This is a genomic window from Caballeronia sp. LZ043 (genome assembly GCF_031451075.1).
Lineage (GTDB): Bacteria > Pseudomonadota > Gammaproteobacteria > Burkholderiales > Burkholderiaceae > Caballeronia.
On sequence record NZ_JARUXT010000001.1, the window covers coordinates 315,532 to 328,771 of the forward strand.

At 63.3% G+C, this 13,240-nt stretch carries 15 protein-coding genes; 6 read left to right on the forward strand and 9 right to left on the reverse strand.

The features are described from left to right. Nucleotides 1-41: 41 nt before the first annotated feature. Nucleotides 42-467, reverse strand: coding sequence for an OsmC family protein (locus tag QCE64_RS01520; protein ID WP_309807202.1), 426 nt, complete (start codon nt 465-467; stop codon nt 42-44). Between the two features lie 642 nt (nt 468-1,109). Between QCE64_RS01520 and rplM the strand changes: the two genes are divergently transcribed. The 3 genes from rplM (at nt 1,110) to erpA (ending at nt 2,523) form a co-directional block, all read left to right on the forward strand. After that, nucleotides 1,110-1,538: a 50S ribosomal protein L13 gene (rplM, locus tag QCE64_RS01525; protein ID WP_016344249.1), complete on the forward strand. Its 429-nt coding sequence runs from the start codon at nt 1,110-1,112 to the stop codon at nt 1,536-1,538. An 11-nt stretch (nt 1,539-1,549) separates the two neighbouring features. Beyond that, nucleotides 1,550-1,942, forward strand: coding sequence for a 30S ribosomal protein S9 (rpsI, locus tag QCE64_RS01530; protein WP_035497678.1), 393 nt, complete (start codon nt 1,550-1,552; stop codon nt 1,940-1,942). 215 nt (nt 1,943-2,157) lie between these two features. Continuing rightward, nucleotides 2,158-2,523 carry an iron-sulfur cluster insertion protein ErpA gene (erpA, locus tag QCE64_RS01535; protein ID WP_310002485.1) on the forward strand — a complete coding sequence of 122 codons (366 nt, stop codon included), beginning with the start codon at nt 2,158-2,160 and terminating at the stop codon, nt 2,521-2,523. Nucleotides 2,524-2,587: 64 nt separating this feature from the next. Here erpA and QCE64_RS01540 read toward each other — a convergent pair whose 3' ends face one another. After that, nucleotides 2,588-3,718: an anhydro-N-acetylmuramic acid kinase gene (locus QCE64_RS01540; protein ID WP_309931519.1), complete on the reverse strand. Its 1,131-nt coding sequence runs from the start codon at nt 3,716-3,718 to the stop codon at nt 2,588-2,590. Between the two features lie 383 nt (nt 3,719-4,101). Here QCE64_RS01540 and tyrS point away from each other — a divergent pair, with 383 nt between their 5' ends. From tyrS to QCE64_RS01555, 3 genes are read left to right on the forward strand one after another with little or no spacing between them, the layout of a single operon-like run. Next, nucleotides 4,102-5,358, forward strand: coding sequence for a tyrosine--tRNA ligase (gene tyrS / locus QCE64_RS01545; RefSeq protein ID WP_310002486.1), 1,257 nt, complete (start codon nt 4,102-4,104; stop codon nt 5,356-5,358). Between the two features lie 4 nt (nt 5,359-5,362). After that, a complete protein-coding gene (gene dtd / locus QCE64_RS01550; RefSeq protein ID WP_310002487.1) occupies nt 5,363-5,821 on the forward strand; it encodes a D-aminoacyl-tRNA deacylase in 459 nt (152 codons plus the stop codon). A gap of 13 nt (nt 5,822-5,834) precedes the next feature. Then, nucleotides 5,835-6,485, forward strand: a complete 651-nt coding sequence (locus QCE64_RS01555; protein WP_309913713.1) for a histidine phosphatase family protein — start codon at nt 5,835-5,837, stop codon at nt 6,483-6,485. Here QCE64_RS01555 and ruvB read toward each other — a convergent pair. The 7 genes from ruvB to QCE64_RS01590 all read right to left on the reverse strand — a co-directional run bounded on the left by ruvB (nt 6,482) and on the right by QCE64_RS01590 (nt 13,238). Beyond that, nucleotides 6,482-7,543 (reverse strand): Holliday junction branch migration DNA helicase RuvB, encoded by a 1,062-nt coding sequence (gene ruvB / locus QCE64_RS01560; RefSeq protein WP_310002488.1) that lies wholly within the window; start codon nt 7,541-7,543, stop codon nt 6,482-6,484. The genes QCE64_RS01555 and ruvB overlap by 4 nt on opposite strands. Before the next feature lie 66 nt (nt 7,544-7,609). Continuing rightward, a complete protein-coding gene (gene ruvA / locus QCE64_RS01565; protein WP_309913719.1) occupies nt 7,610-8,191 on the reverse strand; it encodes a Holliday junction branch migration protein RuvA in 582 nt (193 codons plus the stop codon). 24 nt (nt 8,192-8,215) lie between these two features. Further along, nucleotides 8,216-8,758 (reverse strand): crossover junction endodeoxyribonuclease RuvC, encoded by a 543-nt coding sequence (gene ruvC, locus QCE64_RS01570; protein WP_309913722.1) that lies wholly within the window; start codon nt 8,756-8,758, stop codon nt 8,216-8,218. A 101-nt stretch (nt 8,759-8,859) separates the two neighbouring features. Beyond that, nucleotides 8,860-10,425, reverse strand: coding sequence for a bifunctional phosphoribosylaminoimidazolecarboxamide formyltransferase/IMP cyclohydrolase (purH, locus tag QCE64_RS01575; protein ID WP_310002489.1), 1,566 nt, complete (start codon nt 10,423-10,425; stop codon nt 8,860-8,862). A 64-nt stretch (nt 10,426-10,489) separates the two neighbouring features. Further along, nucleotides 10,490-10,723: a Fis family transcriptional regulator gene (locus QCE64_RS01580; RefSeq protein ID WP_008351548.1), complete on the reverse strand. Its 234-nt coding sequence runs from the start codon at nt 10,721-10,723 to the stop codon at nt 10,490-10,492. Continuing rightward, the gene (gene dusB / locus QCE64_RS01585) at nt 10,720-11,814 is read right to left on the reverse strand and encodes a tRNA dihydrouridine synthase DusB (RefSeq protein WP_310002490.1); all 1,095 of its coding nucleotides are present in this window, start codon (nt 11,812-11,814) and stop codon (nt 10,720-10,722) included. The genes QCE64_RS01580 and dusB overlap by 4 nt, the downstream gene beginning before the upstream one ends. Nucleotides 11,815-12,029: 215 nt before the next feature. Beyond that, nucleotides 12,030-13,238 carry a UbiH/UbiF/VisC/COQ6 family ubiquinone biosynthesis hydroxylase gene (locus tag QCE64_RS01590; protein ID WP_310002491.1) on the reverse strand — a complete coding sequence of 403 codons (1,209 nt, stop codon included), beginning with the start codon at nt 13,236-13,238 and terminating at the stop codon, nt 12,030-12,032. Nucleotides 13,239-13,240 lie beyond the last annotated feature (2 nt).

The window sequence follows — 13,240 nt, forward strand, 5'->3', positions numbered from 1 at the left end:
ACGTCGGCTCTTTTTGTTTGCGCTTGCAGATCCGGCTAAGTCTACGCTTCGACGATGTCGAACGAATGCGTCAGTTCCGTGCCGCTCTTCGCCAGCATGATCGACGCCGAGCAGTACTTGTCGTGCGACAGGTTGATGGCACGCTCGACCGTCGCCGGGTTCAGGTTCTTGCCGGTCACGGTGAAGTGGAAGTGGATCTTCGTGAAGACCTTCGGATCTTCGCTGGCACGGTCGGCCTTGAGGGTGACCGAGCAGTCCTGGATTTCTTGGCGGCTCTTTTTGAGGATCATCACCACGTCATAGGCGGTGCAGCCGCCGGTGCCGAGCAGCACCATTTCCATGGGCCGCGGCGCGAGATTGCGGCCGCCGCCTTCCGGCGCGCCGTCCATGTTCACGAGGTGGCCGCTGCCCGTTTCGGCGGCGAAGGCCATGCCGTCTTGTCCCATCCAGCTCACTTTGCATTCCATGCTCAGGCTCCAACTGCTCAACACTTCGTTACAGAGGGAATCATTGTAGCGGGTCACAGCGGTCGGCCTGCGGGGGGCTTACGCACATTTCCGGGTTGACGGGCGGGAAAGGGCGCTGTTGAACGCGATATGCTGATGCAAAAAACAAGTCGAGGATAAGATCTAGGCGCGAAATTTCACGTTCTTCGGGGCCGGAGACACTGTCAAGTTGTTGATGTAGAGAGAGAAATCTGACTTGATGCAATTCTGCTATTCATTTCAAATAATGAAATGAAATCTCATGATGCAAATCTTCTTGCTTTGCAGCATGGCCGTGCCTATACTCGTTCCTGTCTCCTCCACCTCCTCCTTTGGTGGATTAAGCCCGAGCCTCAGTTGCCCGGGCTTTTTTTCGTCCCTCGGTTTCGCGGCACCTCCGTTTCTTCGGCCTTCTGCGCGCGACGCGCGCTTGTTAAGACCGCCTCTTTGACGCGACGCCTGATTTCCCTATATAATCCAAAGTTCTCTTCGCCACACGCCCGCGGAGAGAGGCTTGTGAGAGCCTGCACGCGTCGTGGGAGGGCATCAACGTCCCGCAAACGCACCCAATAAGCAGGGCCGAACAACGCAAAGTTCAAGGGCAATTCAATTTTTGGATCGATCATGAAGACGTTTTCCGCAAAAGCCGAAGAGGTGACGCGCGAATGGTACGTGATTGACGCGACGGATAAGGTTCTCGGCCGTGTCGCCAGCGAAGTGGCACGCCGTCTTCGCGGCAAGCATAAGCCTGAGTTCACCCCGCACGTCGACACTGGTGATTTCATCATCATCGTCAATGCCGGCAAGCTGAAGGTCACCGGCAACAAGACCACGGACAAGAAGTACTATCGTCACTCGGGCTACCCGGGCGGCATCTACGAAACGACGTTCGGCAAGATGCAAGAGCGCTTCCCGGGCCGTGCGCTCGAGAAGGCCGTCAAGGGCATGCTTCCGAAGGGTCCGCTCGGCTACGCGATGATCAAGAAGCTGAAGGTCTACGCCGAAGCAACGCATCCGCATACGGCTCAACAGCCTAAAGCGCTCGAGATCTAAGGGGAGCCCACATGATCGGTAACTGGAACTACGGTACGGGCCGCCGCAAGAGCGCCGTCGCTCGCGTCTTCATCAAGTCGGGCAAGGGCGAGATCATCGTCAATGGCAAGCCCATCGCCGACTACTTCTCGCGTGAAACGTCGCTGATGATCGTGCGTCAGCCGCTCGAACTCACGAACCACGGCACCACGTTCGACATCAAGGTCAACGTGAACGGCGGCGGTGAGACGGGTCAAGCCGGTGCGGTTCGCCACGGCATCACCCGCGCGCTGATGGACTACGACGCAACGCTCAAGTCGCAACTGTCGAACGCTGGCTTCGTCACCCGTGACGCACGTGAAGTGGAACGTAAGAAGGTCGGTTTCCACAAGGCACGTCGCCGGAAGCAATTCTCGAAGCGTTAAGCGCTCGGGGTTTCGCATCGGGGGCCGATTTTCGGCCTTGCTGCGAAGCTGCTGCAAAGGCCGCCCGCACTGCTGTGCCGGCGGCTTTTTCTTTTTTCGGCGCACGTCGGGGCAGGCTGTCGAAATTTCAACCAGCCCATTGATTTCATGGGCTTTCGGCACGATATCGAGATCAGCCCTACAATAGCGGTTAGAAGCTTAATTGGAGAGTTCGAATGAGCGCTGTCAGCGACACCCCCACGACCGAAATGCCGTTGCCATTCGTCTTCACCGACGCAGCGGCGGACAAGGTCAGGCAATTGATCGACGAAGAAGGCAATCCGGACCTGAAACTGCGCGTGTTCGTGCAGGGCGGCGGATGCTCCGGTTTCCAGTACGGTTTCACGTTCGATGAAACCGTGAACGAAGACGACACCGTGACGGAAAAGGGCGGCGTGCAGTTGCTGATCGACTCGATGAGCTATCAGTATCTGGTCGGCGCGGAGATCGACTACAAGGACGATATCAACGGCGCGCAGTTCGTCATCAAGAACCCGAACGCCTCGACCACCTGCGGTTGCGGATCGTCGTTCTCGGTCTGAGCGCACAGAAACTTGCATGAAAAACGGAGCCTGCGGGCTCCGTTTTTTTGTTTCGGCGCCGCCGTCAGTGCGGATAGATCGCGCCGAGCACCCGCTCACCCGCCGCACCCGTCACCGCCGGAAGATTGCCCGGCTCACGCGCGACGCAGCGCATCGCAAGCCAGGCGAAGGCCAGCGCCTCCACCTGCTGCGGCGGCACGCCAAGCGCATCGGTCGTCATCACGGGCACGCCGTTCACGCCACCGTCCTCCAGCGCCTGCTGGAGCATCTTCAGCAAGACCGGATTGCGCGCGCCGCCGCCGCAGACATAAACCGCGCGGCTGTCCGATGCATGCCGGGCAATCTCGCGGGCAACCGTCGTTGCGGTGAGCGCAGTGAGGGTCGCCTGGACATCGGCGGGCGCGAGTTGCGCGAACGCGCCGAGCTTCGCGTCGATCCACGCGGGATTGAACAGATCGCGCCCGGTGCTCTTGGGCGGCGGAAGATCGAAGAACGGTTCGTCGAGCAAGGCGTTCAGCAATGCCGCGTTCACCTGCCCCTGTGCCGCGAATTGCCCGCCCTCGTCGTAGGGCTTTTTCAAGTGACGCAGCGTCCATTCGTCGATCAGCGCATTCGCCGGCCCGCAGTCGAAGCCGCGCACTTCGCCGCTGGCCGCGAGGATCGTGATATTGCTGATGCCGCCCAGGTTGCATACCACCCGCGTCTCGTTCCTCGCGCCGAACACCGTCGCGTGAAAGGCCGGCACGAGCGGCGCGCCCTGACCGCCGGCGGCGACATCGCGGCTGCGAAAATCCGCGACGACATCGATGCTGGTCATCTCCGCCAGCAGCGCCGGGTTGTTGATCTGCCGCGTGTAACCCTTCTCCGGCCGATGCCGCACCGTCTGCCCATGCACCCCAATGGCGCGCACCTTCGCGGCCGAGAACCCGCTCATGCTCTGCAGTTCATGGCAGCACACGGCATAGCGTGTCGCGAGCGCGTTGGCGGCGAGGGCTTCGCGTTCGATCTCGTTCTCGCCGGGCGCTTGTAACGCGAAGAGTGCGTCCCGCAAGCCTTTCGAAAACGACACGTGCGCCTCGCCGAGCACGACCGGCGGCTTGCCGATGGCGAACTGCACGGCCACGCCGTCAACGCCATCCATGCTGGTGCCGGACATCAAGCCGAAGTACACGCCATCCGCCTTGCCGGTTTCGATTGCTTCGGCTTTCTTTCCCACGCTGTTCTCCTCGTCGATGCGATGCCGCCGGATTCCTCGATCCAGCGGCGATTATCCGGGTTAAGGACCGAATCGTTAAGATGCGTCTGAAACGATCTGTCTCGTGCGGCACATGCGGGCCGCGTCTGGAAGTGCGGCAGGCCGCCCTTGAACGGTGCAAATCCATCCGAAACGGCACGAATAGCCGCCTGATCGCGTAAAATTGCCGGCTTGAAGCATTCAATGCGCGCGATTCCGTCATTCGCCGCGCGCGCCGCGATCCGACGCGGCGACCCATCCGGCCAGCCCGGACCGCGGCCAAGGCGCGCACGAGACGCCGCCGACGCCAGCCATCGAACCTTTTGACTTCACAAGCCGCAAGCATGACCACAGACTCCAACGCTTCCTCCGCGCCTGCCGCCCAGCGCTTTCCGATTACCGACGAAGTGAAGAGCGCGCTCGCCATCGCGAAGCGTGGCTGCGACGAACTGCTGATCGAAGACGAATTCGCGCAGAAGCTCGCGAGGAGCGCCGCGACGGGCAAGCCGCTGCGCATCAAGCTGGGCCTCGACCCGACAGCGCCGGACATCCACATCGGCCATACGGTCGTACTGAACAAGATGCGCCAGCTGCAGGATCTCGGCCATCAGGTGATCTTCCTGATCGGCGACTTCACTTCGCTGATCGGCGATCCGTCCGGCCGCAATGCCACGCGTCCGCCGCTCACGCGCGAACAGATCGAGACCAACGCGAAAACCTATTTCGAACAGGCGGCGCTCGTCCTGGACCGCGACAAGACCGAGATCCGCTACAACAGCGAATGGTCGATGCCGCTCGGCGCCGACGGCATGATCAAGCTGGCCTCGCGCTACACGGTCGCACGCATCCTGGAGCGCGAAGACTTCACCAGGCGTTTCCAGAGCGGCGTGCCCATCTCGATCCACGAATTCCTCTACCCGCTGATGCAGGGCTACGACTCCGTCGCGCTGAACGCGGATCTCGAACTCGGCGGCACGGACCAGAAGTTCAACTTGCTCGTCGGCCGTGAACTGCAAAAGCAGTATGGCCAGGAACAGCAGTGCATCCTGACGATGCCGCTGCTCGAAGGTCTCGACGGCGTCGAGAAGATGTCGAAATCGAAGAACAACTACATCGGCATCAGCGAGAAGCCCACCGACATGTTCGGCAAGCTGATGAGCATCTCGGACGTGCTGATGTGGCGTTACTTCGAGCTGCTGTCGTTCCGGCCGATGAACGAGATCGAAGGCTACAAGCGCGAAGCCGAAGGCGGCCGCAATCCGCGCGACTTCAAGGTGATGCTGGCGCAGGAAATCGTCGCGCGCTTTCATTCGCAGGCGGATGCCGAGCGTGCGCTCGACGACTTCAATCATCGCGCGAAGGGCGGCGTGCCGGACGACATTCCGAGCATCACGCTCGCGGGCGCGCCGCTTGCCATTGGTCAGCTGCTCAAGCAGGCGGGCCTCGTGCCGTCGACCAGCGAAGCCCTGCGCAATATCGAGCAGGGCGGCGTGAAGATCGACGGTACGACCGTCTCCGACAAGGCCGTGAAGATCGAAGCGGGCGAGTTCATCGTGCAGGTGGGCAAGCGCCGCTTTGCGCGCGTCACGCTGACCGCCTGAGCCGATGATCGCGCTGATCCAGCGGGTCCGGCGCGCCGACGTGCGCGTGAACGAACGCGTGACGGGCGCGATCGAAGCGGGCCTGCTCGCGCTGGTCTGCGCCGAGCGCGGCGACGACGAGGCCGCCGCGGACAAACTCCTCGCGAAGATGCTGGCATATCGCGTGTTCAGCGATGCCGCCGGCAAGATGAATCTGCCGGTGTCCAACATGGATGGCGCGGGGCGTGCGGGCGGCGTGTTGCTGGTATCGCAATTCACGCTGGCCGCCGATACTTCGAGCGGCCTGCGCCCGAGCTTCACGCCGGCCGCCCCTCCGGACGAAGGCAAGCGGCTCTTCGACTACTTCGTGGCGCAGGCGCGCGCGAAGCATCCGATCGTCGAGACGGGCGAATTCGGCGCAGAGATGCAGGTGTCGCTCGTCAACGACGGTCCGGTCACCTTCTGGCTGCAAGTGCGGCCCTGATATCAGGAAGCCTATGACGACGCAGGTCCTCTTCATTCGACACGGCGAAACCGATTGGAATCGCCTCAAACGCATTCAGGGACACGTCGATATTCCGCTGTCGGCGCATGGTGTGCAGCAGGCGGAGCAACTGGGCGCGCGGCTTGCCCGTGAAGGGCGACTCGATGCCGTCTATTCGAGCGATCTGCAACGCGCGCGCCAGACCGCGCATCCTTTCGCCGATGCGCTTGGACTCGAAATACGTTTGTCGGAAGGACTGCGCGAGCGTTTCTTCGGCGCGTTCCAGGCGCACGACAGCGACGAGATCAACGAGAAATTCCCCGCCGAATATATCGAATGGCAGACGCGCGATCCGGGCTTCTCGCCGCCCGGCGACGGCGAATCGCAGCGCGTGTTCTATCACCGCGTGGTGCATGCGATGGAGCCGATCGTCGCTGCGCACGCGGGCGGCCGGATTGCGGTGGTCGCGCACGGCGGCGTGCTGGACTGCATCTACCGGTTCGCGATGAAATTGCCGTTGCAGGAGCCGCGCAACTGGCCGCTGCTCAATTGCAGCATCAACATCGTGGACTACGGCGCGGACGGCGCTACCGTGGTCTCGTGGGGTGACGTCGCGCACCTTTCCACCGATACCGACGACGACAACCTCCGCAAACGCGCCTAGCCGTTATTGGCGTCCCACATGTCGCGCACCGGACCGGCGTCGGGCGCGACGAGCCCGAAGTGGCGATACGTGAGCATCGTGGCGACGCGTCCGCGCGGCGTACGCTGCAGGAAGCCTTGCTGGATCAAATAAGGCTCCAGCACGTCCTCGATGGTGTCACGCTCTTCGCCGATGGCCGCCGCCAGATTGTCCACCCCGACCGGACCGCCGTCGAACTTGTGCAGGATCGCTTCGAGCAGCTTGCGGTCCATCAGGTCGAAGCCGACCGGATCGACGTCGAGCATCTTCAGGGCTTTGTCGGCGACGTCGGCGGTGATCATGCCGTCCGCTTTCACTTCCGCGTAATCTCGCACGCGCCGCAGCAGGCGGTTGGCAATCCGCGGCGTGCCGCGCGAGCGCTTGGCGATTTCGAACGCGCCTTCATTGACGATATCCGCCTTCAACAGCGACGCCGAGCGCGCGACGATGTGCGCCAACTCGTTCGCGTTATAAAACTCCAGCCGCGACACAATGCCGAACCGGTCGCGCAACGGATTCGTCAACATGCCCGCGCGCGTGGTTGCGCCGACCAGCGTGAACGGCTGCAAGTCCAGCTTCACGCTGCGCGCCGCCGGACCTTCGCCGATCATGATGTCGATCTGGTAATCCTCCAGCGCCGGATACAGGATTTCCTCGACGACCGGCGACAGCCGGTGAATTTCGTCGATGAACAGCACGTCATTGGCTTCGAGATTCGTGAGCAGCGCCGCGAGGTCGCCCGCGCGCTCCAGCACCGGCCCCGAGGTCTGCCGCAGATTCACGCCCATTTCCCGCGCGATGATGTGCGCAAGCGTGGTCTTCCCGAGGCCCGGCGGCCCGAACAACAGCACGTGATCGAGCGCTTCGGAACGCCGTTTGGCGGCTTCGATGAAGATTTCGAGCTGCCCGCGCGCCTTTTCCTGCCCGATGTATTCGTCCAGCTTGTGCGGGCGCAGAGCGCGCTCGAACGCTTCCTCGTTGGGCGAGACGGGCGAGGCCGAGATGACGCGTTCGGCGGCGAGTTTGTCGGTTTCGATCATGGTCCGATTGTACAGCGAGCTTTTGCGCGGCGAAGCTGGCCGGATGGCCTAGGAAGAATCCCGCTCTTACGCCTTCGACAGCGCCTTCAACGCCAGCTTGATGCCTTCCGACACACCCGTTCCGGCCGGCACGTTCTTGATGGCGGCGAGCGCTTCCTTCTCGGAATAACCGAGCGCGAGCAGCGCATTGAGAATGTCCGACGCGTGATCCGACTGCGAAGCGGCGCTCGCCATCGCGCCGAGATCGGCGCCGAGCTTGCCTTTCAGTTCGAGCAGCAGGCGCTCGGCAGTTTTCTTGCCGATGCCCGGCACGCGCGTCAGGCGCGCGGCGTCCTGGGTCGTCACGGTCTGCGAGAGCTCGTGCACGCTCATGCCGGACAGCACAGCCAGCGCCATGCGTGCGCCAATGCCGCTGATCTTCAGCAATTCACGGAAGGTCGAGCGCTCCTGCGCCGTGAGAAAGCCGTACAGCAGATGCGCGTCTTCGCGGACGATCATTTGCGTGAGCAACACGACCTTTTCGCCGGTGTTCGGCAGGTTGTAGAACGTGCTCATCGGCACGTCGATTTCATAGCCGACGCCATTGCAGTCGACGAGCAAATGCGGCGGATTTTTTTCCAGCAGAACGCCGGCGATGCGACCGATCATGGATTTATATGCGTGTGAAGTGTTCTAGCCAATGAGCCGCCCGCGACGGACACGGAGGCCTTTTTTCGCGAGCCCCGGCGCAATCTCGCCCAGCGTCGCGAGCCCGCCGCCGCCGTGCGCGTGGCAGATGGCCATGCCGAGCGCGTCGGCGGCATCGGTGCCCGGCATGCCGGAGAGGCTCAGCAGGCGCACGACCATCTGCTGCATTTGTTCCTTGGTCGCGCGGCCGTAGCCGACCACGGCCTGTTTCAGTTGCAGCGCCGTGTATTCGGCGACTGGCACGCCGCCCGCCACCAGTCCGCAGATCGCGGCGCCGCGCGCCTGGCCCAGCAGCAGCGTGGATTGCGGATTGACGTTGACGAAGACCTTCTCGACGGCCGCCTGATCCGGATTGTGCTGCGCGATGAGCGTCGAGATGCCGCTGAAAATGGTGTTCAGGCGCGAGGGCAGGTCGGCATCGGCGGTCTTGATGACGCCGCTCGTCACGTAGCTGAGCGTATGTCCGTGCTTCTCGATGATGCCGAAGCCGGTCACGCGCAAGCCGGGGTCGATGCCTAGGATTCTCATTCGTTCGCGATGCGGGTCGTCGACCGGGTAGTCGATATCAAAAAGGCCTGTTTGCGCCGTGTGTTGCGCAAACAGGCCCATCTTAATGGAAGCGTCCGGATTTAATGACGGAAATGACGCGTGCCGGTGAGGATCATCGCAATGTTGTGCTCGTCGGCGGCGGCGATCACTTCGTCATCGCGCATCGAGCCGCCCGGCTGGATCACGCAGGTTGCGCCCGCATTCACGACCACGTCGAGGCCGTCGCGGAACGGGAAGAACGCATCCGACGCCACGGCCGAGCCGTTCAGCGTCAGGCCGGCGTTCTGCGCCTTGATGCCCGCGATGCGCGCCGAGTCCACGCGGCTCATCTGGCCCGCGCCGACGCCCATGGTCATGCCGTTCGCGCAAAACACGATGGCGTTCGACTTGACGAACTTCGCGACGCGCCACGCAAACATCAGGTCGTCCATTTCCTTCGGCGTCGGGTGGCGCTTCGTCACCACGCGCAGTTCATGCGGCTGCACGTTCTTCGCGTCCAGCGACTGCACCAGCAGACCGCCGCCAACACGCTTCAGATCGAACGTGTTGTGACCGTCGCCGAGCGCGATCTGCAACAGGCGCACGTTCTGTTTCGCGGCGAACACGGCGCGCGCCGCGTCGCTGAACGACGGCGCGATCAGCACTTCGACGAACTGCTTCGCGACCGCCTGGGCTGCCGCTTCGTCGACTTCGCGATTGAACGCGATGATGCCGCCGAACGCCGAGGTCGGATCCGTCTGGAACGCCTTTGCATACGCTTCGTTCGCGTCCGCGCCGAGCGCCACGCCGCACGGGTTCGCGTGCTTGATGATCACGCAGGCAGGCGCGTCGAAGGTCTTCACGCATTCCCACGCCGCGTCCGAATCCGCGATGTTGTTGTACGACAGTTCCTTGCCCTGCAACTGCGTGTAGTTGGCGAGCGCACCGGCTGGAACCGACAGATCGCGGTAGAACGCGGCGCTCTGGTGCGGGTTCTCGCCGTAGCGCAGGTCCTGCACCTTCTCGAATGCGAGGTTGAAGGTGGCCGGGTACGTGTTGCGGCTCGAATGCTTCAGCTCTTCGGTCAGGCTCGTCAGGTAGTTCGTGATGGCGCCGTCATACTGCGCGGTATGCGCGAACACCTTGGTGGCGAGACGGAAGTTGGTCGTGTAGCCGACGCTGTTGCCGTTCGCGCGCATTTCCTCGAGCACGGTGGCGTAGTCGGCCGGATCGACGACGACCGTCACGTCGCGATGATTCTTCGCCGCCGAGCGCAGCATGGTCGGCCCGCCGATGTCGATGTTCTCGATCGCGTCTTCCAGCGAGCACTCTTCCTTCGAGACCGTCTGCACGAACGGATACAGGTTCACGACCAGCAGATCGATAGTCGGGATCTCGTGCTGCTCCAGCGCGGCCATGTGCTCGGGCAGATCGCGGCGGGCGAGGATGCCGCCATGCACTTTCGGATGCAGCGTCTTCACGCGTCCGTCGAGCATTTCCGGGAAACCGGTGTAGTCGGCGACCTCGGTGACGGGCAGGCCCGCGTCGGCGAGCAGTTTCGCCGTGCCGCCGGTCGAGAGGAGCTTGACTCCGAGCGCCGACAGCGATTTCGCGAAATCGACGATGCCGGATTTGTCGGAGACGGAAAGGAGCGCTTGCTTGATCATGATGAACACTGAAACCGAGAAAAAAGAACCAGGCCGGACCGAGGCGGCGCCTCGGTACGAAGAATCAAATCAATCCGTGCTGTTGCAGCTTCTTGCGGAGCGTGTTGCGGTTGATGCCGAGATACTCAGCCGCCAGCGACTGGTTTCCCCCGGCCTGCTCGAGCACCACTTCCAGCATCGGTTTTTCCACGCACGAGATCACCATGTCGTAGACGTCGTGCGGATTGGAGCCGTCCAGGTCCTGAAAATAGTTGTCGAGGCTCTGGCGGACGCATTGTTCGATGTTATGTCTGCTCATGCGGCAATCAGTCGGTCTGTCGTGTTGTTGAGCCCGCCGCACGATTCTTCTTCGGCTGCGCCGTCCGCTTCCCCGGCCTCGTCCACATAGACGAGACGGTCGGACAACGCCTTTTGCGCGTCGAAGAATTCGTTGACTGCGAGCAATTGTTCTTTGGTCGTGTCCAGCGTATTCATCCGGTGCCGGAAGGTGTTGGCGCCGGAAAGGCCGCGAGTGTACCAGCCGATATGCTTGCGCGCCGTCCGAACGCCCGTGAATTCCCCATAAAAGGCGTAGTGATCTTCGAGGTGCTCGTTCATCACCTGCTGGATCTCGACGATGCGCGGCGGCGGCATGTGCTCGCCGGTCTTCAGGAAATGTTCGATTTCGCGAAACAGCCACGGGCGGCCTTGCGCGGCGCGACCGATCATGATGGCGTCGGCGCCGGTCACGGCAAGCACGTGGCGGGCTTTCTCGGGCGTGGCGATGTCGCCGTTGGCGACCACCGGGATCCTCACCGCGGCCTTCACGGCGGCGATGGTTTCATATTCCGCATCGCCCTTGTACAGATCGGCGCGGGTGCGGCCGTGCACGGTGAGCATGGCGATGCCCGCGTCCTGCGCGATCCGCGCAATGGTCAGCGCGTTCTTGTTGTCGCGATTCCAGCCGGTGCGGATCTTGAGCGTGACGGGCACGGCGCCGGGCCCCACGCCGACCGCCTGCACGACGGCTTCCACGATGCGCGCGACCAGCGGTTCGTTCTGCAGCAGCGCGGAGCCCGCGGCCACGTTGCAAACCTTCTTGGCCGGGCAGCCCATGTTGATGTCGATGATCTGCGCGCCGTTCGCGACATTGTGTCGCGCGGCCTCGGCGAGCATCTGGGGATCAGCGCCGGCGATCTGTACGGAGATGGGTTCGACCTCGCCCGCGTGGTTGGCGCGGCGCATGGTCTTTTCGCTTTTCCACAACTGCGCGTTCGACGCGACCATCTCCGACACCGCATAGCCCGCCCCCATGCGCTTGCAGAGCTGGCGGAACGGGCGGTCGGTGACGCCTGCCATCGGGGCGACGAACAGGTTGTTGCGCAGAACGTGTGAACCGATGGTGGGCATGAAGGCTCGGGCATCCGCATGGCAGAGTCCGGCCGATGGCGGCCGCAAACGCGTCTGGCGGAGGCAATGTCACAGAAGGGAAACGCGTATTTTAACGCGAAGCGCGTGCTGAAATTAAGGGCAATCGCGTGCAAGTCATTAAATCTTCTATGAAAGATCGCGCGTTCATAGAGGATAAGTTGATCGCATGACGCAAGCGATTGCCTTCGGACAGGCTAGCGGCGCTGACCAAACATCATCTGGCGGGCGAGCGCAGTTTTTACCGGCGGCAGAAATTCGAGCGCGGTGAGCGCGAGCCCGCGCATGGCCGCAAGCGGCGCGAAGTCGGACGTGAAGAGGCGCGCGAGGGTGTCGGTGGCGCCGATGGTCAGACGCCGGTCGAGCGCGCGGCGCTGGGCGAAGCGGGCGAGGGCGAGCGGGCGCGGGCCGTCGGCGGAGAGCGCGTCGGTGAGCGCGAGCGCGTCGCGCAGACCAAGATTCAGCCCTTGCCCCGCGACCGGATGCAGCGTCTGCGCCGCATTGCCGATGGCGACGGTGCGCTGATCGACCAGCACCTCCAGCGCCGACAGTCCGAGCGGAAACGCGGCACGGCTCGCGATGCGCGTGAACCGGCCCATGCGCGTACCGAAGGCCGCGCCGAGTTCCGTGAGGAAGCTGGCTTCGTCGAGTTGCATGCGGCGCGCGGCTTCCTCCGGCGCGCAGCACCAGACCAGCGAGTAGTCTGCGTGGCGCGGGCCGCCACACGGCAGCAACGCGATGGGGCCTTCGTTGGTGAAGCGTTCCCACGCGACGTTCGGGCGCGGATCCGACACGCTCACCGTCCCGACGATGGCCGTCTGGCCATAGTCGCGCGCGCGACGCTCGCCGGGCGTGCTGATTTCGCTCGTCTTCTCGTTCTTTTGATAAAGCCCGCCTTCGGCGTTGACCAGCACTTTCACGCGGATCTTGCGTTCGCCGTCGGCCGTTTGCAGCGGCAGGGTGATGCCGTCGTTGTCCTGAAGCGGCGCGAGCGCGGCGGTGTCGGTGAGCCAGTGGACGGGCGTGGCGCGCACCGCGGCCGCCAGCGCGCTGACCAGCGAACCGTAGCGCACCACGTAACCGAGTTCGGGGAGTTCGTGCTCGTCATGCTCGATCAGCGTGCGGCCGAAATGCCCGCGCTGCGACACATGAATACGGCGGATGGGCGTGGCGTCGCCGGGGAAGCCGAGCGGCTGGAGCATGACGCGGCTGCCGTGCGACAGCGCGAGCGAGCGCGGATCCTGGACGGCGGCTTCGGGCGTGCGGGCGTCGATCAGCGCGATCGACAGCCGTGAGGTTGCGCTGCGTCGCGCGAGCCAGCCCGCGAGCGCGAGCCCGACCGGCCCCGCGCCGACGATGGCGATGTCGTAGTCGAAATGCGGTGTGACGGCTTGAATATCGCTCATGG

Excerpts from the sequence above, each read along its gene's own strand:
- purH (WP_310002489.1), bottom strand. The coding sequence starts at position 10,425 with ATGATCAAGCAAGCGCTCCTTTCCGTCTCCGACAAATCCGGCATCGTC.
- tyrS (WP_310002486.1), top strand. The coding sequence starts at position 4,102 with ATGACCACAGACTCCAACGCTTCCTCCGCGCCTGCCGCCCAGCGCTTT.
- QCE64_RS01590 (WP_310002491.1), bottom strand. The coding sequence starts at position 13,238 with ATGAGCGATATTCAAGCCGTCACACCGCATTTCGACTACGACATCGCC.
- ruvC (WP_309913722.1), bottom strand. The coding sequence starts at position 8,758 with ATGAGAATCCTAGGCATCGACCCCGGCTTGCGCGTGACCGGCTTCGGC.
- dtd (WP_310002487.1), top strand. The coding sequence starts at position 5,363 with ATGATCGCGCTGATCCAGCGGGTCCGGCGCGCCGACGTGCGCGTGAAC.
- rplM (WP_016344249.1), top strand. The coding sequence starts at position 1,110 with ATGAAGACGTTTTCCGCAAAAGCCGAAGAGGTGACGCGCGAATGGTAC.
- QCE64_RS01580 (WP_008351548.1), bottom strand. The coding sequence starts at position 10,723 with ATGAGCAGACATAACATCGAACAATGCGTCCGCCAGAGCCTCGACAAC.
- dusB (WP_310002490.1), bottom strand. The coding sequence starts at position 11,814 with ATGCCCACCATCGGTTCACACGTTCTGCGCAACAACCTGTTCGTCGCC.
- ruvA (WP_309913719.1), bottom strand. The coding sequence starts at position 8,191 with ATGATCGGTCGCATCGCCGGCGTTCTGCTGGAAAAAAATCCGCCGCAT.
- ruvB (WP_310002488.1), bottom strand. The coding sequence starts at position 7,543 with ATGATCGAAACCGACAAACTCGCCGCCGAACGCGTCATCTCGGCCTCG.
- QCE64_RS01555 (WP_309913713.1), top strand. The coding sequence starts at position 5,835 with ATGACGACGCAGGTCCTCTTCATTCGACACGGCGAAACCGATTGGAAT.
- erpA (WP_310002485.1), top strand. The coding sequence starts at position 2,158 with ATGAGCGCTGTCAGCGACACCCCCACGACCGAAATGCCGTTGCCATTC.
- QCE64_RS01520 (WP_309807202.1), bottom strand. The coding sequence starts at position 467 with ATGGAATGCAAAGTGAGCTGGATGGGACAAGACGGCATGGCCTTCGCC.
- rpsI (WP_035497678.1), top strand. The coding sequence starts at position 1,550 with ATGATCGGTAACTGGAACTACGGTACGGGCCGCCGCAAGAGCGCCGTC.